This window comes from Thiothrix litoralis (genome assembly GCF_017901135.1).
In the GTDB taxonomy this organism is placed as follows: domain Bacteria; phylum Pseudomonadota; class Gammaproteobacteria; order Thiotrichales; family Thiotrichaceae; genus Thiothrix; species Thiothrix litoralis.
Window position 1 is genome coordinate 1250135 of sequence record NZ_CP072801.1, and the last position, 17545, is coordinate 1267679.

Annotated in this window: 26 protein-coding genes; 5 read left to right on the top strand and 21 right to left on the bottom strand. The window is 53.0% G+C overall.

Translation table 11 applies throughout. From position 1 onward, the window contains the following. Positions 1 to 178 precede the first annotated feature (178 nt). From J9253_RS05910 to J9253_RS06005, 21 genes are all read right to left on the bottom strand, one after another. A complete protein-coding gene (locus J9253_RS05910) occupies positions 179 to 406 on the bottom strand; it encodes a hypothetical protein (protein WP_210223734.1) in 228 nt (75 codons plus the stop codon). After that, entirely contained in the window at positions 406 to 1338 is a 933-nt protein-coding gene (locus J9253_RS05915; protein ID WP_210223735.1) for a hypothetical protein, read from the bottom strand. The genes J9253_RS05910 and J9253_RS05915 overlap by 1 nt, the downstream gene beginning before the upstream one ends. Positions 1339 to 1349: 11 nt before the next feature. Next, positions 1350 to 2168, bottom strand: coding sequence for a hypothetical protein (locus tag J9253_RS05920; protein WP_210223736.1), 819 nt, complete (start codon positions 2166 to 2168; stop codon positions 1350 to 1352). 10 nt (positions 2169 to 2178) lie between these two features. Further along, positions 2179 to 2652 carry a hypothetical protein gene (locus tag J9253_RS05925; RefSeq protein WP_210223737.1) on the bottom strand — a complete coding sequence of 158 codons (474 nt, stop codon included), beginning with the start codon at positions 2650 to 2652 and terminating at the stop codon, positions 2179 to 2181. A 17-nt stretch (positions 2653 to 2669) separates the two neighbouring features. After that, a complete protein-coding gene (locus J9253_RS05930) occupies positions 2670 to 3170 on the bottom strand; it encodes a hypothetical protein (protein ID WP_210223738.1) in 501 nt (166 codons plus the stop codon). Between the two features lie 66 nt (positions 3171 to 3236). Continuing rightward, positions 3237 to 3485 (bottom strand): hypothetical protein, encoded by a 249-nt coding sequence (locus J9253_RS05935; protein WP_210223739.1) that lies wholly within the window; start codon positions 3483 to 3485, stop codon positions 3237 to 3239. Positions 3486 to 3525: 40 nt separating this feature from the next. Further along, the gene (locus tag J9253_RS05940) at positions 3526 to 3720 is read right to left on the bottom strand and encodes a hypothetical protein (protein WP_210223740.1); all 195 of its coding nucleotides are present in this window, start codon (positions 3718 to 3720) and stop codon (positions 3526 to 3528) included. After that, on the bottom strand, positions 3707 to 4681 hold the full coding sequence (locus tag J9253_RS05945; RefSeq protein WP_210223741.1) for a lysozyme family protein: 975 nt from the start codon (positions 4679 to 4681) through the stop codon (positions 3707 to 3709). Before J9253_RS05945 ends, J9253_RS05940 begins: the two co-directional genes overlap by 14 nt. A 64-nt stretch (positions 4682 to 4745) precedes the next feature. Then, positions 4746 to 5039 carry a hypothetical protein gene (locus J9253_RS05950; protein ID WP_210223742.1) on the bottom strand — a complete coding sequence of 98 codons (294 nt, stop codon included), beginning with the start codon at positions 5037 to 5039 and terminating at the stop codon, positions 4746 to 4748. A gap of 5 nt (positions 5040 to 5044) precedes the next feature. After that, the gene (locus J9253_RS05955; RefSeq protein ID WP_210223743.1) at positions 5045 to 5542 is read right to left on the bottom strand and encodes a hypothetical protein; all 498 of its coding nucleotides are present in this window, start codon (positions 5540 to 5542) and stop codon (positions 5045 to 5047) included. A 20-nt stretch (positions 5543 to 5562) separates the two neighbouring features. Next, on the bottom strand, positions 5563 to 7332 hold the full coding sequence (locus tag J9253_RS05960; RefSeq protein ID WP_210223744.1) for a hypothetical protein: 1770 nt from the start codon (positions 7330 to 7332) through the stop codon (positions 5563 to 5565). Positions 7333 to 7342: 10 nt separating this feature from the next. Continuing rightward, complete coding sequence (locus J9253_RS05965) at positions 7343 to 7843, bottom strand: hypothetical protein (protein WP_210223745.1); 501 nt, start codon at positions 7841 to 7843, stop codon at positions 7343 to 7345. A 24-nt stretch (positions 7844 to 7867) separates the two neighbouring features. Next, positions 7868 to 8260, bottom strand: a complete 393-nt coding sequence (locus J9253_RS05970) for a hypothetical protein (RefSeq protein WP_210223746.1) — start codon at positions 8258 to 8260, stop codon at positions 7868 to 7870. 8 nt (positions 8261 to 8268) lie between these two features. Next, positions 8269 to 10248, bottom strand: coding sequence for a portal protein (locus J9253_RS05975; RefSeq protein ID WP_210223747.1), 1980 nt, complete (start codon positions 10246 to 10248; stop codon positions 8269 to 8271). Continuing rightward, positions 10239 to 11696: a hypothetical protein gene (locus J9253_RS05980; RefSeq protein WP_210223748.1), complete on the bottom strand. Its 1458-nt coding sequence runs from the start codon at positions 11694 to 11696 to the stop codon at positions 10239 to 10241. Before J9253_RS05980 ends, J9253_RS05975 begins: the two co-directional genes overlap by 10 nt. 70 nt (positions 11697 to 11766) lie before the next feature. Continuing rightward, positions 11767 to 12111, bottom strand: a complete 345-nt coding sequence (locus J9253_RS05985) for a hypothetical protein (protein WP_210223749.1) — start codon at positions 12109 to 12111, stop codon at positions 11767 to 11769. Between the two features lie 137 nt (positions 12112 to 12248). After that, positions 12249 to 13100, bottom strand: coding sequence for an ATP-binding protein (locus tag J9253_RS05990; RefSeq protein ID WP_210223750.1), 852 nt, complete (start codon positions 13098 to 13100; stop codon positions 12249 to 12251). Further along, positions 13078 to 13872 carry a hypothetical protein gene (locus J9253_RS05995; protein ID WP_210223751.1) on the bottom strand — a complete coding sequence of 265 codons (795 nt, stop codon included), beginning with the start codon at positions 13870 to 13872 and terminating at the stop codon, positions 13078 to 13080. Before J9253_RS05995 ends, J9253_RS05990 begins: the two co-directional genes overlap by 23 nt. A gap of 227 nt (positions 13873 to 14099) precedes the next feature. Next, positions 14100 to 14501 (bottom strand): hypothetical protein, encoded by a 402-nt coding sequence (locus J9253_RS06000; protein WP_210223752.1) that lies wholly within the window; start codon positions 14499 to 14501, stop codon positions 14100 to 14102. Between the two features lie 340 nt (positions 14502 to 14841). Continuing rightward, entirely contained in the window at positions 14842 to 14973 is a 132-nt protein-coding gene (locus tag J9253_RS21105; RefSeq protein WP_266097375.1) for a hypothetical protein, read from the bottom strand. Further along, positions 14970 to 15266, bottom strand: coding sequence for a transcriptional regulator (locus J9253_RS06005; RefSeq protein ID WP_210223753.1), 297 nt, complete (start codon positions 15264 to 15266; stop codon positions 14970 to 14972). The genes J9253_RS21105 and J9253_RS06005 overlap by 4 nt, the downstream gene beginning before the upstream one ends. Before the next feature lie 83 nt (positions 15267 to 15349). On the opposite strand from J9253_RS06005, the gene J9253_RS06010 reads away from it, so the two are divergent. The 5 genes from J9253_RS06010 to J9253_RS06030 all read left to right on the top strand — a co-directional run bounded on the left by J9253_RS06010 (position 15350) and on the right by J9253_RS06030 (position 17538). Beyond that, on the top strand, positions 15350 to 15739 hold the full coding sequence (locus tag J9253_RS06010) for a helix-turn-helix domain-containing protein (protein WP_210223754.1): 390 nt from the start codon (positions 15350 to 15352) through the stop codon (positions 15737 to 15739). Positions 15740 to 15762: 23 nt separating this feature from the next. Continuing rightward, positions 15763 to 16059 (top strand): hypothetical protein, encoded by a 297-nt coding sequence (locus tag J9253_RS06015; protein WP_210223755.1) that lies wholly within the window; start codon positions 15763 to 15765, stop codon positions 16057 to 16059. Between the two features lie 748 nt (positions 16060 to 16807). Next, the gene (locus J9253_RS06020; RefSeq protein WP_210223756.1) at positions 16808 to 17038 is read left to right on the top strand and encodes a hypothetical protein; all 231 of its coding nucleotides are present in this window, start codon (positions 16808 to 16810) and stop codon (positions 17036 to 17038) included. 12 nt (positions 17039 to 17050) lie between these two features. Then, positions 17051 to 17197, top strand: coding sequence for a hypothetical protein (locus tag J9253_RS06025; protein ID WP_210223757.1), 147 nt, complete (start codon positions 17051 to 17053; stop codon positions 17195 to 17197). A 14-nt stretch (positions 17198 to 17211) separates the two neighbouring features. Next, a complete protein-coding gene (locus tag J9253_RS06030) occupies positions 17212 to 17538 on the top strand; it encodes a hypothetical protein (RefSeq protein WP_210223758.1) in 327 nt (108 codons plus the stop codon). Positions 17539 to 17545 lie beyond the last annotated feature (7 nt).

Here is a 17545-nt window from a genome sequence, read left to right on the forward strand (position 1 = left end):
CGCAAGCCGTATCTGTATCGGCATGAAGCCAATCAGATGGGAATTACGCCTACAACTAACATGCACATCATCAAGAAGCCATGCGCCTGCGCTGACGCTGGGGTTCCTATTTTCAGGCATAAAAAAAGCCCACTCCGCAAAGTAGGCTTTCGCTATGCAACACCACCACCCTCAATCCTCAACTGCCCCGCACCACCCTTTCAGCCTCATCCAACAACGCCAACAACTTACGGTGACGGCGGCACTCCCCCTGCTGCCTGCGCAACTCCACCTCATGCTCATTCACCATCAGCACCGACTGGCTGATAGCATCCATTTCACTCATGAGCTGGCTAAACACAGCAAAATCGTCATGCTGTGATAGCCGGTGGAGCGCGTTAGCTTGCTGCTGGTTCAATGGAAACATTATGCCTGGGTGAATACCGCAGTAAATCCGTACATGGTTTGGCCCGTGGCATCTACGCTGATCAGCAATTCTTGCCCCGCTACCACTGTGCCTGTGACCGTGTGGGCGTTAAGGCTCACACTGCCCCCGGTTATCGCGACAGTACCGTTAAAGGGTGCGATGACAACATGCCCCTGTTCAGTCCCGTAGGCAGATCCATATACCAGTCTGTACCCTGCCCCGAACTCACCCGTACCGGCAACAATCCCGTCATCGCTGATGCCCGTCACAAACTGCAAACCCTCGTAAGTGGTCACAGTGGGCGTTGGCGTTGGCGTTGGCGTGGGTGTTGGCGTGGGTGTTGGACTCCCTGAGCATGACTTCCATGTCGTACAGCCAAACAGGGCATCCAACGCACTGACTAACTGCGTCAAATCAAGCGCTAGTGGGCTGCCCACCGTACCATCACCGGTTAAGGGGGCCTCAGTGATAATACTCACCTTACCCCCCAGATCATCGGCAATTTCCTGCATGTCCAGGTGCAGTGGTGCAGCGACAGTCCCACTGCCTCCGAGTGGGGAATTCACCACCACCACCACTTTGCCCGCTAGTCTTTCAACGAGCATCTGCACCTCAGCCCCGTCCAGCAGATCAACCCACGCCGGGTTCCCAGTGGTCGGGTCATTAACGCCACCACCTTCCAGTACAAGCTGGTAGATGTGACCATTTGAGCCAATCATGCGAGCGCCAACCGGAATGGGGATACCAGCACTGGCAAAGTAATCCTGCGCCGTTGACCAGAAACCGACGGGTGCGCCTATTGCCAGGCAGTTTGCAATATGCAAATCAACCGAACGAATAACAAACTCATCATTGGCGAACTTTTCAATCGGGTCGTAAGAGCGTGCACCAGTGATGAAATCATCCATCGGCTTAATTTTATCGAGATCCATGCTTCACCACTTTAGTCGTAGTTATCCCCGAAACGTACCATAGCAAACGTAATGTTCACTTTATCGAGTACCGCCGTACAGGATGCCCCGCCCAGCGCCATCCGTATGGAGATACCCTTAAGTAGCGTTCCCCACAGCTCTTGCTTAGACGGGATATGCAGCGTCATGTTGAGGGATATGTATGTGCCCGTTACCGACAAGCCGTTTACCCCCGACTGAATCAGTGGCCCCGTATTACCGACTGCCCATGCATCTGTATGATCACCGTCAATGGCGAGGTATGCCGTAGGATTACAGTCTTGGTCGTTGGTGATGTGAAGCAGGACACTCGCTGTCATGGTAATCTCATCACACCAATCGGCAATCTGCACCGTACCGTTTGGCGCATCAAAATCACCGTAAATATCAGATACTTCGGTATATGCCCCGTAGTTAACCGGATTGAACAGGCCAATGCCCGCAGGGATAGCTACGTTGGTCATCGTCGCCATACCAATGTGTCGAGCATTAGCGTACACATCAGCACTTTCAACCGTCCAGTTTGCCGCATCAGTGGTAGGGTCATTCGCCCCAGATGCCCCGGTGAGTTTGTACTGACGCCCGTTGCTACCAATAACGCGAGAGCCAACCGTAAAAGTCTCGCCAGCCGCCGTCAACGCTGTTTTAACCGCCGACCAACTGCCCAATGGTGCACCCGTTGCCACTGCACTGGATAAGTAGTTAGTTATCGGGTGGATAACAAACGGGTCGGAAACCTTCCCCGTTGCAGCGTTAAAAGTACGAGCGCCCGTCAGATAATCTACCGACGGGTTAAGTTTTTGTAATGCCATAATATAAGCCTCAGATGGTCAATTCAGGCGCTGTTGCAAACTGGTCAACAGCAGCAACAGGGATAGTAGATACGATGGGCGGTCGGTCAAATTTAACCCCGTTCGGATTATCCAGATACCAGCATATTTTCAGCATGGTTCCAATGACGGAATACACACGGAAATCGTGCAGGTTATCCAGCGGGAAAATCACCGGGTTAAGCAGTGGCCCATTAACCCCAAGGTTTGAAAAATCAGTAGCGCCCGTCAATGACACAGCATAGTCACCCCGCATTGGGGTCATAACAGCAAACTGCGCCTTCTGATTAGTGTTGGGGTCAAAGGGAACGCTAACGATCTCCTCTGACTCCCCACCCACAATAATGAACTGGCAGTAATCCAGCGGGGTAAACTGCCGTGTCATAACGGGTCGATTGATAACCGGCGGTGAAGCCGAGATGTTGCCACGGCTGCCGTAACAGTCGCGTGTTCCTATAAGCTGCATACAGCTACCCTCCTGTATTAGACGGTCAATTCAATGGATGCACCCATCATTGCAGTAACAATCGCCTGTACACCCAGAATGACGTCGTTTCCATCCGCATTATTCATGAGCGCAACCAAACCAGCCGCTGTCAGTGCTTGCGTATTATCGGTTGCATCCGGCGTCGCAGAGCCGTTCAGGATAGCGATTCCAGCAGCCGTTTCCGTTGCAGCGGATACCGTCGCACCCGCCGCCCCGCCAAGATTCAGCAGCGTCCAGTTTGCCGCATCGCCCGAAGGTGCGTTTAAGCCTGTTGTACCCGTCAGTTGGTAGACCTTGTTATCCGCATCGAATACCTTGATACCCACGGGTAAGTCCGCACTGGATGCGATATACAAGGGCTTGAGGACTGACCACAACCCAGCGATACCCCCCGCCGCTTCCATGCCGTCAGCAACCAGTACTTTCGGCATGACCTTTGCCATGCTTCCGCCCTGAAGCACCATTACTTTATCGGTCAATGAATCTAAACGTGCCATCGTGTTATTCCATAAAAAAGCCCCAACCGGGGCATAATCAAAAGAAGCCAGCAGGAAAGCCAGCGGTCAATTTGTAGGTAGCAACCCAAAAGCTGCTCTCATTGCATCGAGTGGACCAAAGGCCACCAGCAATAAAATAATCAGGAAAGTAGCGAGCACCCAGAGAATTGACGAAACAACCGTTTGTTGTTTTTCCGTAACGTTCTCAAGTTGCCCTAAATTCTTTTTCATTTCGTCCATATCCTGCCGGAAGCGGTTTTGACGCTCCTCAACAACCGCCAGCCGCGTAGCGTGCCCCAGTTCAGTTTCTGGCATTGGTATTCCCCTGTTTCAAAAAATTGCATTACTACAATGCCTAATCAGTTTGCGCTTCGCCTGTTCCAGCCAGCCCAAACAATTCACCCAGATCATTATTGATTTTCTCCAGGCGTGATACATGCACAGCATCAAGCTCCTCTCGAAGTTCCAACATGTGCTTGTTAATAATCTCTTGTGCTTGCCCATAAAATTGCGCCTGCATCTGACTAAACCACTGATCAAGATTTTGCATTGAATACCCCACTAATAAATGTTGTAGCGCGTGACCGTCCCCAGACAGCACCCGCACCCATGACCGTCACAATCGCCGTCTCGATCAGCGGCTGCCACTCAGGCGGAATCGTCAGACCAAACCGCACCGCCAGAAACGAACTGATCCCCGCAATGACAAAGCGCGTGACAGTACTGGATACCGCTGGCTTCGTATTGTTGAGTCGGTACAACTCGTCGGCCTCTTCCGCCTGCTTCTGGCGCAACCACTCAAGGTATTCAGGGTCGACATCGTTTACCACAACACCGCGAGTATCACCGCGTACCAGTGACGTGTTATCGCGTTCATTCATGACCACTGTATCGGTTTCATCATGCACCACAGCTTCTACCTCTTCGGTTGTTGTAATGTCTGTTTGCGCATCCTGCACCATCAGAGCCGACCGGAAAAACTGGAAGTAAGACGCAATCATCATGCCCCGCGTTCCCCACCGCTTATCCCTGCTGGGGTAATCCTTATCTCCGTTGACGATAACCCGTGCATCATAAACACCCTTGCTTGTGCTCAGGTCGAATTGCTCCAGACGCTTACCCGTGAACAGCCCAAGCAGCATACCCTCGATGAGGATAGTCACAGAATAATCAAGCCGCATCGCCAGATCGGGCTGATTCACCAGATCAACGCCAAGCCGCTTACCAAACAACTGGTAATTGCGTAACCATGTAATCCCCACCAACCCACGACCGTAATAAGGCGGGTACTTGTAACCCCTGCCCTTGCCCACCTCTTCAACCGGATACATCGCCCGTCCAGTCTCATGGTAGGCAGTCGTCAGGATGTACGCCAGTTGACCAAGATCAGCCAACCCCCGTGCATCCCACTCAGTCAATATCGCTTCCATGCCATCAACTTGACGCTGTGTCAGCGCCCCGTCAAACAGCGGCATCCTTACCGCATCAAAAAAAGCCTTGCGGTCAATCACAACACGTTCCCCAAAAAAATGCCCTCACGAAGAGGGCAACCGCTAGGAGGAGTAGCAATGGAAATCATTTTTTCTTCACTACTGGCTTGTTGTGGTAGTCCAAGCAAACCTGTGCCAGATGCTCAACATCAATTACCTGGGCAGGGCATGACACCACTGGCGCTACCACCGGATGCTGCACAGCAGGATTAATTCCGGCAGCACCGCCCACCAGCTGGGCAGTGTATAGACCCGCGACCGCCGCCAGCCACAATAAGAGCGCCCCAAAGAGCACCCCCATTGCAAAACTGCGGACTGTGCTACATGAACAGCAAACCGCAGCTTTGAGCGCATGGATAGCCTCAGCATCATCCCGCATCAGCCTTAGACACCCGCCGCGCCGTGATGGGTAAGCATCGCGGTGTTGACCGTGCTAGCCGCGTCACAGCTATCCAACATGCTATCCAGCTTGTCAGCATTCAGACCGAGGGAAATGACCTTGGTGCGCAATGCACCGCAACGCAGCATAGCCAGCAGCGCCTCGGTGTTTTCATTACCACGCGCCCACGCCTCGGCGGTGATACCCGTAGTCCCCAGCACCACATCCACATCGTTCAGGCATTCGGTCGCAGAACAGATCGCCAGCTCTAACGCTGCCAGCGCGTCCGCATCATTCGCCGCCTCGTCGATAGTCACTGGGGCATAGTCGGGGTTGATAGCATACATGCCCATCCCGTCCACGGTGAACATCGCAGTAGCGCCCGTGTTCGCATCCAGTAGTGCTTGAATGTCAACGGTGCTCTCGCCCGTGTTCATTGCAACGCTGGCGGCGGTACTGTTGCCGTTCATCTGAAGGTAACTGTAAAGTTCTTGTAGTGTCATCGTCGTGTCTCCTGTTTAGTTTAATCTGCGTATTCAGTCGCAAACCCAAAAAAGTACTGAGGCCATGTGATAGCGTGATTGGTGATCTCAATGGCAAGGTATGAGATGCCTGAGTTAGCAGGCGTATCCGCTTTCGCCGCCACGGTTGCCGCCGGGATGATCATCGCTTGGCAGTTCTGCGAGGTCGCTGCCAGCATCACGCTGTAGGGGCTTTTCGTCGAACGGTTAAAGCGTCCCAACTCGACATCCCCCGACGCGTGCAGCAACGTGAGCGACACTTGTGCGGAATCCGTCAACGTCGTTTCACGGCCTATAAACGTCAGGATGATGTCCTTGTCCGTTGCCATGATCGGGATGTACACCCGCGACTTGCCGTTAGCCGCCACGGATGCCGCCGCCGCTCTATTCAGCGTGCCGTACCATGTCAGATTGGGCGACGGGTCATCGTTACCGCTCCAAAACTGGTTGATGACCGGAGAGGTAATCAGACCAAAGGGGTTAGTCGCCATGCCCCACCCACCGAGATAGAACACGTCTGTACCCGTGCTGTTCAAGCCGGGACGCAGCGCGATGGTCAGGCTGTTAGTCGCTGAGATATACGTGTCCACCAGTGCTTTGGGAATGCCGAAGGACATAAACGCAAAGTACACACTGACTTGTTCATGCCCATTGTCGGGGGCAAGGTTGATGCTCAGACGTTGGGTAGTGGACGCTGCTGACTGCGAGTTACTGTGCAACCGCATAACAGGGACTTTCGTCACCGGGTCACAGACCCACGCTTCAAGCAGCACAAAGTTAGCGCGGTCGGTCAGCGTAGAGCAGAAATACGTATTGTCCTCACCCGGCGTAACCGCTAAGGTGTGCGAGACGTAGTTGGTCGGCGGGGTGTAGCGTGTCGCTGCAATTGCGCGTGTCGCGGTGCAGTTAATCATGGAATAACCATTATACGCTGCCCCGGCTGACCACGGGTTACAGGTAGCACCACCATGTGCCGCGAAGCCCTGCGCGGTGACTTGCGCCGCCGTGCTCACGTCCGTCTTGGTCATCAACAACATGTTCGACCGTACCGGATGATACGTGCGGGTCATGTTGGTGACGGTCGCTGCAACCCCTGTACGGGCATACAGCCGTTGCCATGTGCCACCCACATAACGCCACTCTGCCAACAGGTTGCCCGTGTTCAGGCCGTTGTGCGTTTGCAGATACGTTTCACCCGCCACATACGGCGCACCAACAGCGAACGTATCCACCGGAGCCGTGGTGTTCGGGTCAAGCCCACTACCCACCATGACCCGTGTCGCCAGCGGGGTGTATGCCTGCGACTTGCAGCGCCATGCAGTAGAGGTCTGATCATAAATCAGGTCAACCACACTGCCTGCCGTCACCGTCATATCCGTGTCATTGGGCAGTAGTAGCTTTTCCGTTGAAGCGGATGCAGCATGGGTGAGTTTCACCGTGCCCGTAGACGTGTTGATAAGCGTCAAGTACTTACCATCTTCCGCACCCGTAATCCCACCAATCGTCCCCGCCGTCGTGAGGCGGATGACTGACTTGTCCGTGGCATTCAGCGAGGCAGAGGTAGCCGCGTTCCCGCCGCTACGCACCGCGAAGGCTTGCTTGACCGCCACGTTGCCTGTGTGGTGTATCGCGTCAGTGGTCGTACTGGCCTGCGTGTCATCCGACTGTTTCAGCCACACCTTAGCGCCTTTGACGTTGACCTTCTGAGCAACTACATCAAGCGTAAAATCATCGCTAAGATTGCTAGTTGCTACGACTGATGTAGTTGTCATGTGCTACTCCTTACGTGCCAGCCTGCGCGATATGAACATTGAAGGCATCCGTCAGTTCAACGGGCAGCAGTAGCGTAGCATCCAGCTTCACACCCGCCGCTGAGGCAGTCAGGGAGGCATCAGATGCCGGGTCAATCAACACGTCCACTTTCAGGGGCGCAGCATCCGAACCATCACCGCTCATCGTGGTGGCGATACCGTTGCTGATCGCAGCAGTCTGCAACTCACTGAGGTTGATGACGACATCCGCGCCGCCATTGGTCTGCTTGAGCGTGATCATATTAGTGGTCGCGTCATAGGCCGTGGTCAAATCGTCCACGAAAATGTCTAACGCTGCCATGCTGAGGACAACATCTGTGCCGTCCAACTGGGTCAGCGTCAGAGTCTTTGCTGTGTTGTCCTGTACTGCCGAAACGAAAAGACGACCGTCTAGGCTGATCTTATTCGCAACGCGACCGCCGATGTCAAAGTCGGGGGTGTTAAGGTTCGAGGGGGTGACTACTTGTGTCATGTTCTATTACTCCAAAAAGGTTATTTAAACAGGCAGGCCGACGTATTGCGGCACACCGAAAGCATCCACAACAGGTACAGCTACTGGATTCGCGGTCATTGACCGCATGAGGGTTTCAACATCATCTGGGCTGGCAGCAATCGCATCCACGATAGCCGTGACCGTTGCCGCGTCAGTCAGATCAAGGGGCGTACTGGTAGAAAAGGTAGTGACAACACCACCCGCCGTATGGGTGTACGTGCCATCGCCATTATCCACCAGCGTAGAGACATCGTTGCCGTCCGCAGCGCCACCGCCGCCACCAGTGGCTGGAAGGCCAGACCCATAATTATCTAGTGTATGGTTATGGTCAGGAAATCTAGTGGCATTAACCCCAACAGGGTTATCGCTCTCGAATGATAAGGGTGTTGCCGTCATAGTGAACCTCAGAATTGATTATGTGATTGCCCACCCGCAGGTGAACCATCAGGGAGTAAAACGCCTTGTGGCGACTGCTGCGCCTGCGGTGGAAGCATCGGCGGCTGTTGCTGTGGTGGTGGCTGGTTCTTCTCCTGTTCCCGTCGCGCCAACTCCTGACGGCTCGGCACAATCCGGTCAGGCGGCATATCTAACCCCTTCACCATCTCGCGCAACAGTTCCGCCCTGCCCTCAATCCCAACGATCTCCAGATCAACCGGGTTAGCCGTTGACGCCAAGAACTCACCGCGCCGCAACTGCAACTGCTCCTTCACCACCAAAGCTGCTGCGCCACGCGGCTTAATCATAATGTCGCCCTTCACCGAATCATCGTCGTGATACAACATGTTCCACACAAACTGCGCATACAGCACCGGCTCAATGATGTCGATGTCGATGTTATAGATAATCGAACGTATCCCCTTCGCCGCAGCGCCCATCAACATCGACAAACCTGAAGCAGTCTTACCCGCCCCGCCAGCATTACCAATCCCCTGAGTATAAGCAGGCACGCCTGTCAGCTCATCCGCCAGATTCTTAAAATGTTGCAACACCCCAATCAACTCATTCGAGTTCGACTGAGGCTGAAAAAACTGTATAGGGTTCGAGCTACCACCCGACTCATTCGGCCTAAAGTGCCAAATCTTCCACGGGTACATCAAATCGTTCTGATCTTCTTTCCTGACGCGCCCATCATCAATCGCCACCTGCGGCCCCGACGACATCCCCATGTTATTCACCAGATTGCGGGCTGACGCATTCGTCACCTCCTGGCAATCCGTCATCAGCTCAGGAATCGACTGATGCCAAAACTGATCATTAACCTTCACCGCACCGGTATGGTAATAAGGCCGCAACCCCAGCGGGTGCTCATTCACCTTAGCCTTGATCACATGCTCACCGATCAGCCACACCTCCGCCTCGTGCCAGCGGTTCGGCGCAATCTCATCTGACCAACCCCAATCCAGCAACCACTGACCCCGCACCTTCCCAAAGAACTGCAACGCATCAATCTCACTCGAAGGGCTAGCCAACGTCGTACCACTCTCAAACTCAGAGCGCTGCAAATCCTGCACATCATCCGACACATCCAGCCACTGGTAGCTGCCACCATCGAATTCATCCATCACCGCTTGCAGGGCCACATCATCAAATCCCGTCACGCCCAGCAGCATCTCCAAATCGCCCGGCTGAAGGTGGTGGTGCTCAATCACAAACGCTGCCCGCTGACAATCCGTCGCCCCAGGCGCAGGATAAAGGTCAAACGGTGACACGCGCTCAAAGCACATACTCACCTGCTCCTCCATCAACGGCTTAAAATCCCGTCCCCACTTCAAGCGCTTCTCATTGCGCAATACCGGGGCTTTCATCACCCCCGCCTTCAGCGTCACCACATCCGAAATAATCGCGCTCACCGCATTCCGAAACCCGCCCTCAACCTGCTGATCTTCACACAAGCGCTCCATATTGCTGGCACGCTCATCCGCATCCTCCTGCAATGCCGTCAACACCGCATCACGCAGCGCATCAGCATCCTGTGGCCCCATACCCTGCTGAAACACCGTCAACAACACCGCCTTGTCAAGCTCCACCGGCAAATCAGGCAACGGCGTAGCGTCCATCGTCCACGGCTTATCCCCAGCTGGTAACAACACATCCCGTATCCACGACTCAGCCCCACGGCACTTGCTATCAGTCAGTTTCAGGTAAAGCTCAGACAACCCCTGCTTCTGAATCGCCGCGAGCTTATCCGGTGGATACTCCCCCCGGCGCTGGCGCAAGTTATCCAGCATCTGCTCTTCCACCAACCGCTTAGCCTCTTTCGCCTCGCGGTAACACTTACGCACATGCGCCGCCAGATCAGACAACGCCTTAACCGACTGCCCAGACTCCAACAGTGCATCATCCACCACGGCATCATCAGGCTTACGCGCATCCATCACGCCCATGCAGCCCTCACAGAAGTAGAGCCAACCGACGCACTGCGCCTAACCTCATCCCGCGCCACCGGAAACGCAAACGTCAACGCCAGTGCATCACCCAAGTCCGGTGAGCGCCCCAAACGCTGCTGCAACGCATCCTTATCCTCCAGCTTCAAGCGCCCATTACTGTCATAGCCATACTCAGGCGCGGTCAAATCACCATGCAATTCATCACTATCGGGAATATTCACCGGCGCATCCTGCAACCACTCATTCAACAAGCCCCACATTTCCGCACGCTTATTCGTGTAAGACACCGCATTGCCCGCCCGCTGCCCAAACTGGATCCCTGTTACCAGATCATCAAACCCAAGCTCCCGCGCCCGATCAACCACGCCAGCACCCAAACCGCCCACGTCAACGAACACCTTCATCGGCTTATGCAACCTGACCCACTCCAACATCCTGCCCACGACCTCCATCGTATCCAGACGCTGAAACTTCTCAGTCGCCACAATTTCCCGACCACGCCGCAACACAAACGCCGTCGAATCCTTCCCAAAACGTGCAGGGTCAACCCCCATCACCAACGGTGCAGACGTATCCCGATAATCATCGACACGCGCCGCCATCACATGCACCGCCTTAATCAAACTCTTACTATCCGAGACCTGAAACGCCTCAGTCACCGTACACGGGTATTCTTGTCGGAACGAATGCGTACCATCCGCACCCCCAACCGACAATTCTGCAATCTTCTTCCGTCGCCACACCAACTGACCATCATTCAGCCCATGCAGCCCAACCAATTCCTCTTCATCTTCAGAGCGCTTAAACCCAGCCTCAACCGCACTGAAATACTCCTGCTGCCAAAACCACGGGATAAACACCAACTGATAATCCGTCTCGCCCGCCTGAGCCGCCATACACTGCTGATAAAAGTAATTCCCCAAGCCATTGGCGGTAGACTCCAACACCACCTCGGTTCCAGCCTGATCTGGTATCGCCTGCATAATCCCCTTCGCGTGTTCATCCGCATGAGGCCAGAATGCGGTTTCAGAACCATGAAAAAACTGAATCGTACTCGAACGCCCCACGCCCTTATTCCCAGCCGTGCCAACCTTGTACCCAGAATCCAGCCTGCCAAAGATCAACTCCCTGGCATTACTCGCATCAGTCGCAGGCTTAACCATCTCCAGATTATTCTCGTGATAGCGGGAAACCATATCGAACAGATTGTTCGTCGCCTCCTGCTCATGGGTCAAAATGAACGCCCTGACACCCTTGCGGTGAATGACCCGCCAGTAATAACGCGCCTCAGTGTAAGTAGAAACGCCCTGCTGCCGACCCTTCAACACCAGCGCCCGCACCTTATGGGTACGTAGCAACTGCTCCTCAAGCCGATCATGCAAATACCGCTGCGCCTGATTCATCACCAGCGGCTTAATCGCCCCGCTCTTGGTACGAATCTTCAAGCAATGAGACGCAAAAAAGAAAAAGTCACTCGACAATCTCTTACGCAACCCCATCTCACTCTCAAACACGCTATTCACTCACTCCAAGGTTTTCCATCAACTCAAGCCATTCCTCATGGCCCTTGCTCACCGTCGCATCAATCTCTTGCCGTGGCTTACCCATCCCCCGATCAAGCACCTCACGGATAGCCATAATCCGAATGTTGTCTGGTTTCTTCGTGTTCTGCGCCAGCTTCACCAGGATGTTAATCATTGACGTGCTATGAGTGGCTGCAATATCCCTAACCTGCTTCTTTTTCTCATCCACAGTCCCCTTAGGACGACCAGCGCCACTACGCGCACCACCACGCGCCATATCAAATACCCCAACGAAACAAAGCCGATAACCGTTTGAATTTATTTGAATATTAATCAAACGCCCACAAAAAAGCCCGGACTGGAACGAACCAACCGGGCTTTAAGAATCTTGCTTATTGCCACCTCTGGCAACAATGCCTGAACTGTACTGATTTCTGTGACATCCTGCAACAACAAAATTTATCGACCATCGAATCAACTGTTACGATACGAACCCCAGTTGAAAAGTATTGCCCTACGATCACCTTGGCGCAGACGGTCGAACGCCATCTCCCCCATATGTGCCTCAATCCCCTTGATCGGCAAATTTGAGATCACCACTGTCGGCAACTCTGCCAGATACCGCGCATTGATCAGCGCGAAAAACTCATCATGCGCCGCTTTACCGCTGGATGTTTTCTCAATCTCATCAATCACCAGCAGATCAACCCCGGTGAAACCGGCAATGAGAGCTTTCTTCTGGCTGAAATCCTTACCCCACACCTCCTCCAAATAATCGCGGGCCGTGATGATCAGCGCGGAAAACCCCGCCTCGACCACCTGCCGAACCAGCGCAGTAGCCAGATGATTTTTACCGTTGCCGGGGTTGCCGTACAGCACCACGCAATTGCCCTCATCGCGGTTACGCTGGAAATCATCGGCATACGCCCGGCACTCATCCACCGCAACCTGTTGCGCCGGATTGCTGCAAACGTAATTCTCAAAGGTCGCATGTTGGAAACGCTTAGGAACATTCACCGCCACAAGCTTGCTGGAAAGCGCCTTCAGCTTGCGATTCTGCGCACACGTCGGGCAATCGGGAACCCAGCACACCACCCCATTGCGCAGGGCATTGGCAGGATACCGCCCATGGGTTTCGCAAGATTCCCACTCTTGCCGAAAGGCTTGCAGATCGGCAGGCACTTCCCCGGCGGGGGCATCTGGGAAGAAATCCCGCAACTGCACCACGTTGTCGGTAGGTTTGGCGGCTGGCTTAATCCCCTTGTCACGCAGGATTTCGGCTTGCACTTGGCGGGCGGATTGCTCAGAAACGGGTAACGGTTGCATGGCTGCCTCCTACGGTTGCAAAGTCGACAGGGGCGTATGCAGTAGCGCGAGATTGCGCGGCGGGTGGTGCTTTGCGTACTGGGTAGAAATCGGGGTAATTGGCTCGGATGGTTGCCATCACCACCTCCTGCAAATCCTCCCCTGCTGCGTGCAGGTGTGCCAGATGATCAGCAACCGCTTCCAGTGCCAGTTGTGTTACAGGCTGTTTTTTACTTTTGCGGTGAGCGATAACGTTTTCCCAGAGTTTTGCAGGAATGAAACTCGGCACTGCCACCTGAGCACTTGCCGCTTGCGGCTTTCTGGCTGGCTTTTCGGTGGTTGGTGCTATGTTATTATGGTTTGTTATTATGGTTTGTTTATTGGTTTGTTTATTGCCCCTGACCGAATCAGTCACCGTTTGATTGACCGAATCAGTCACCGTTTCTCGACTGAATCGGTCACTGTATCCGAACGAATCAGTCACCGTATCCGAATCAGTCACCGTTTTGAGTAAAAGTTCTGGAACATGCAGTTTGTAAATTGCTGATCTGCTAAACCCTCCATTATTTTCTGCCTTTGAAAGCCATCCCAGTTCGACCAGTTGTGACGTGGTGCGAGAAATAACCTCGGTTGAATAACTGCCGATGCGTGCGATCAGTGTATCCCGCTTGGGATGAATGGTGTTGCTGCTCTTGTTATCACGGAATGAAAATAGCGCCAACAGCACCCTAAGCTGTATTTTTGACAGCCTATCGTCTTGAAAAACTTCATTTGGACAAAATGTAAAAGACATAAAAACCCCTACCCCGCTGTAGCGGGACTTCAAAAATTCAAATTGTCGCGAGAATAAAAGCTTAAACCAAACTCATTCCTTCTCCCTTCCCTGTTTCGGGCATTGAGCGGGGGTCAGCATGAAAGGTGGAGGTGGGGGAAGAATGGCAGTCATCCGCCCATCAGAGTATTTACGAGAACCATCTGGCAGCGTCTGCCAGATCACACGGGGAGTTGGTACAGTGTTGCTCATATCAACCCCCGCACACACGGCGCAAACACCTCAGGCAAATACACCACCCACCGAATATTCTCCTCCATCGCCAATTGAGCGCGTGCAGCCTCGTATTTCTGTTTGGCAGGGTTCTGGCAAGTGGTTTTACGCAAGGAAGCAGCAAAGAGCTGGGAAAGCGGGCGGCGCTCACTCACGCGACGTGACAGCAGCCCCTTATTGATACCGTGAAGCCTAGCCCACTCCGTCAGCGATTTAGTGTCAGCACCGACAGTAATCAGCACCTGACGCTGCCTACCAATGGGAATATGCGCAACGCTATAGCCCAATTTCGCCTCAGTCGATAAATTATCGCCGTCTATCGCCTTATTGGCGTTGATTCTATTGGGAATCTCAGTGTTTTTAGGTATACTGTTCATTCAATTCTCACCCCTGTAAAAAACCCACGAGGTGCTTGTAACACCGTTTGAGTGGGTTTTTTTACGCCTATCAAAAACCCAGCGCCTGCCCTACTCAAAAGGGATTAAAACGCTGGCACTATCAGCAAACTGCTTTGAAGGACTCCCCCAGTGCTTGCGTATCCGCCGGGTAGAGTGTTGGGCTTATACCCAGAGGTCAGGGAAGTCCATCAAAACATTCAAAAGGGATTCTGGCTGGACGGTGCAAGTTGTCATCCCCTGCACATCTCCCTTAACGTCAGCTTCCGATGGGCTAATACCGGAAGTCGCCAGCTATCTGCCGGTGAGTGTTCAAAAAATACTAAATTCTATCCCATAGCCGCAGCGCAAAAACGAGCACTACGCCGACTACCGCCGCCACTGCCAGAAACCCCAGCACCAACAGCACCAACACAAAGCACTCAAGCGAAAAGTAGGCCGATGTGGCGCTCATGCTTTCGCCCCTTCCGAAGACCGACCATCAGCCGCTAAAGACCGCTGATCATCATCCGCTGGCTTTTCCATCAACACTGGCGTAGCGATTGAGTCAGCGTCAAACAAATCAGGACGCAAGCGACCTCTTGTTATCGCGCCACCCGTCATCTCTTCAATCTGAATAGCGCGAAACGGAGGAACGCGACCATTCAACACCCACTTTGCCACCGCCTGTTGGCGTAGCTTGAGGTGTTTTGCCAGTGCAGCCTGTGAGCCTGCAATAGAGATTGCTTCAAGGAGTGCTTCATTCATTACTATAAGATAACAACTTAAGTGGTAATTAGTCAAAACTTTTGTTTGATTGTATCAACAACCTTTGGTTGTAAAATTGCTTTATGGAAATGAAAGACCGAATCAAAGAAAAAATGCAGGAGCGAGGATACAGCCAAGATGATCTTGCGTTGCGGGTTGGCGTGTCACAAACATCAATCTACAAAGTCCTAAACGGATTGACGCGCAAGCCGCGCTTTATTGGCGAGATTGCTGGGGCATTAGGGGTATCGGTTGAGTGGTTGTTGACGGGCAAAGATATGTTACCCCCTGCCCCGCCTGATCAGGCAAGCAATGAAGAGCTGCCAGCGTCACCGCAGGAAGTAGTGCTGCTAGGGTTATTCCGAGGGCTAACGGATGACCAGAAAACCGAGATCGTGCGCTCGCTTGAAGCTCAGAAACAGCAAAACAAAGTGATCTGGGAGCAATTGAGCAAGGTCATGGGCAAGAAGTAACACCACAACCAGGGAGAAACCTTATGGCAAATAATCTACGCCCCACGCATCTTTTGATGGCAGTGGAAGCCGCAACCGCTGGGCAACTGGCAGATATACTGACATTACAGAACATCGCACGAACGGTAAAAAGTGCATTACAACCGCATAACGCCAAAAATTGCACCATGTTGAACGAAACTCTTTACCAAATTGACGTAACTCATGGGCTAGATGCTTTTGTTCAAATCTACGTCGCTCTACAAAACCGAGGCGTATCCGTGCGTATTCTGTTTTTCGATCAAGAGCCATCGTGGGTTTTTCCAGAAGAGAATCACTGAAGCGCCAAGCATACCAAATTGGGAAGCCGACGACTCCACCACGTTACCGCGTGGTGGCTCGTTGGCAAAACCCCTAGCGGGCTGCGCGACCCACTAGGTGACGGCAAAGCAGCTTCCCCCTCTTGAACACCGACTTGCGGTAACAAGCACGGCTCAAGACACAGCAGCAGCGTAACCGTCATAAGAGACCGATCAACCGATCAGTCGACAGCGCTGTTGGCGGTCACAACATGGAAACATCCATGAAAACGACGCTAACAATAAAGGTGAATGTCAACATCGACCTTGCAAAGGTGGTTTCGGCCATCGCCGCAATAGTCGCACTGTTGATATTGTGACCTGAGGCGGTCAGCCTGTTTAACGCAGGCTGACCAACCCAACCAACCCCAATAGCATAACAAACTACGCCGTCGCACGTCTAACCCACCCAGATCTCAACCACCAACCCCGGCACACGCTCAAACTCACGCACATTGTTTGACACCAGCACACCAGGGAAACAACCACCCGCAACCACCCGCCCACGCGGGTTTTTTTACGCCAACCCTTCCCGCCATGTTCGCTCTCCGCTCGATCTAACCGCGCTAGATCCAGTCATAAACAAAAAGTTTTGCCAATAACAACTTTGGTTGTTTACAACAATACAACTTTGGTTGTTTACAACAATACAACTTTGGTTGTAGTCTTTATTCACTGCCTCAAAATAAGGCGGCAACCAAAACCGACAAACGTTACCAAGGAAACAACCATGGCAAACCCACACCTCAACGAAGCGCTAGCACTGGCAATCACCAACTGGGTCGACTTCAAAATACTCAATGGCAACGAAACTCACCTGTACAACGATTTCCGCGCCGTTGCCATTCCAGCACTCCTCAACACCGTGCTGGTACACACCCACACAAGCCAAGTGAAAACGTCCATCGTGCTAGGCATCACCCGCCACACCCTGCGTGCTTGGCTCAAACAATACAACTGAAGGAGAACGATCATGACAACCAAACAGCAACAGCAACTGGAACTGGAAGAATCTGAAACCGAAGATGGCGAGCCTTGCTACCGCCTCGCAATTAGTGAAGAAGATTCTGTCTGGCTGGACGGCGACGGCAACGAAGTCACCGAATATTTATCCGTATAACAGGAGATTTGAAAATGGCACAAGCAAAACCCGTATATATCCAAATCAACGGTTATGACTTTCTTTGCAAGGACTTGAAATCAGCACAAAAATTGCTGACCGCACTCGACGAATCAGAACTCATCCCACTCAGAATGGTTAAAAAAGGCGACGAATACATTTACACAAAAGCGTATCACACCTACGAAACAAGCCTGAGCATAGGAAAAAAAGAAGTTGATTTCGACTGGAAAGACCCAGAAGACGAAATGACAGAAACACCGGATATGCCAGAAATCGTCAACATCGACGCGATGGATGAATACCCACCCGCCGATCACGACAGTCACAACGCCGAATAACACAGGA

Excerpts from the sequence above, each read along its gene's own strand:
- J9253_RS06000 (WP_210223752.1), bottom strand. The coding sequence starts at position 14,501 with ATGAACAGTATACCTAAAAACACTGAGATTCCCAATAGAATCAACGCC.
- J9253_RS21105 (WP_266097375.1), bottom strand. The coding sequence starts at position 14,973 with ATGAGCGCCACATCGGCCTACTTTTCGCTTGAGTGCTTTGTGTTGGTG.
- J9253_RS05995 (WP_210223751.1), bottom strand. The coding sequence starts at position 13,872 with ATGTCTTTTACATTTTGTCCAAATGAAGTTTTTCAAGACGATAGGCTG.
- J9253_RS06015 (WP_210223755.1), top strand. The coding sequence starts at position 15,763 with ATGGCAAATAATCTACGCCCCACGCATCTTTTGATGGCAGTGGAAGCC.
- J9253_RS05965 (WP_210223745.1), bottom strand. The coding sequence starts at position 7,843 with ATGACACAAGTAGTCACCCCCTCGAACCTTAACACCCCCGACTTTGAC.
- J9253_RS05925 (WP_210223737.1), bottom strand. The coding sequence starts at position 2,652 with ATGCAGCTTATAGGAACACGCGACTGTTACGGCAGCCGTGGCAACATC.
- J9253_RS06030 (WP_210223758.1), top strand. The coding sequence starts at position 17,212 with ATGGCACAAGCAAAACCCGTATATATCCAAATCAACGGTTATGACTTT.
- J9253_RS05970 (WP_210223746.1), bottom strand. The coding sequence starts at position 8,260 with ATGACGGCAACACCCTTATCATTCGAGAGCGATAACCCTGTTGGGGTT.
- J9253_RS05920 (WP_210223736.1), bottom strand. The coding sequence starts at position 2,168 with ATGGCATTACAAAAACTTAACCCGTCGGTAGATTATCTGACGGGCGCT.
- J9253_RS05915 (WP_210223735.1), bottom strand. The coding sequence starts at position 1,338 with ATGGATCTCGATAAAATTAAGCCGATGGATGATTTCATCACTGGTGCA.
- J9253_RS06020 (WP_210223756.1), top strand. The coding sequence starts at position 16,808 with ATGGCAAACCCACACCTCAACGAAGCGCTAGCACTGGCAATCACCAAC.
- J9253_RS05910 (WP_210223734.1), bottom strand. The coding sequence starts at position 406 with ATGTTTCCATTGAACCAGCAGCAAGCTAACGCGCTCCACCGGCTATCA.
- J9253_RS05990 (WP_210223750.1), bottom strand. The coding sequence starts at position 13,100 with ATGCAACCGTTACCCGTTTCTGAGCAATCCGCCCGCCAAGTGCAAGCC.
- J9253_RS05960 (WP_210223744.1), bottom strand. The coding sequence starts at position 7,332 with ATGACAACTACATCAGTCGTAGCAACTAGCAATCTTAGCGATGATTTT.
- J9253_RS06025 (WP_210223757.1), top strand. The coding sequence starts at position 17,051 with ATGACAACCAAACAGCAACAGCAACTGGAACTGGAAGAATCTGAAACC.
- J9253_RS05940 (WP_210223740.1), bottom strand. The coding sequence starts at position 3,720 with ATGCAAAATCTTGATCAGTGGTTTAGTCAGATGCAGGCGCAATTTTAT.
- J9253_RS06010 (WP_210223754.1), top strand. The coding sequence starts at position 15,350 with ATGGAAATGAAAGACCGAATCAAAGAAAAAATGCAGGAGCGAGGATAC.
- J9253_RS05955 (WP_210223743.1), bottom strand. The coding sequence starts at position 5,542 with ATGACACTACAAGAACTTTACAGTTACCTTCAGATGAACGGCAACAGT.
- J9253_RS05935 (WP_210223739.1), bottom strand. The coding sequence starts at position 3,485 with ATGCCAGAAACTGAACTGGGGCACGCTACGCGGCTGGCGGTTGTTGAG.
- J9253_RS06005 (WP_210223753.1), bottom strand. The coding sequence starts at position 15,266 with ATGAATGAAGCACTCCTTGAAGCAATCTCTATTGCAGGCTCACAGGCT.
- J9253_RS05930 (WP_210223738.1), bottom strand. The coding sequence starts at position 3,170 with ATGGCACGTTTAGATTCATTGACCGATAAAGTAATGGTGCTTCAGGGC.
- J9253_RS05950 (WP_210223742.1), bottom strand. The coding sequence starts at position 5,039 with ATGCGGGATGATGCTGAGGCTATCCATGCGCTCAAAGCTGCGGTTTGC.
- J9253_RS05975 (WP_210223747.1), bottom strand. The coding sequence starts at position 10,248 with ATGGGCGTGATGGATGCGCGTAAGCCTGATGATGCCGTGGTGGATGAT.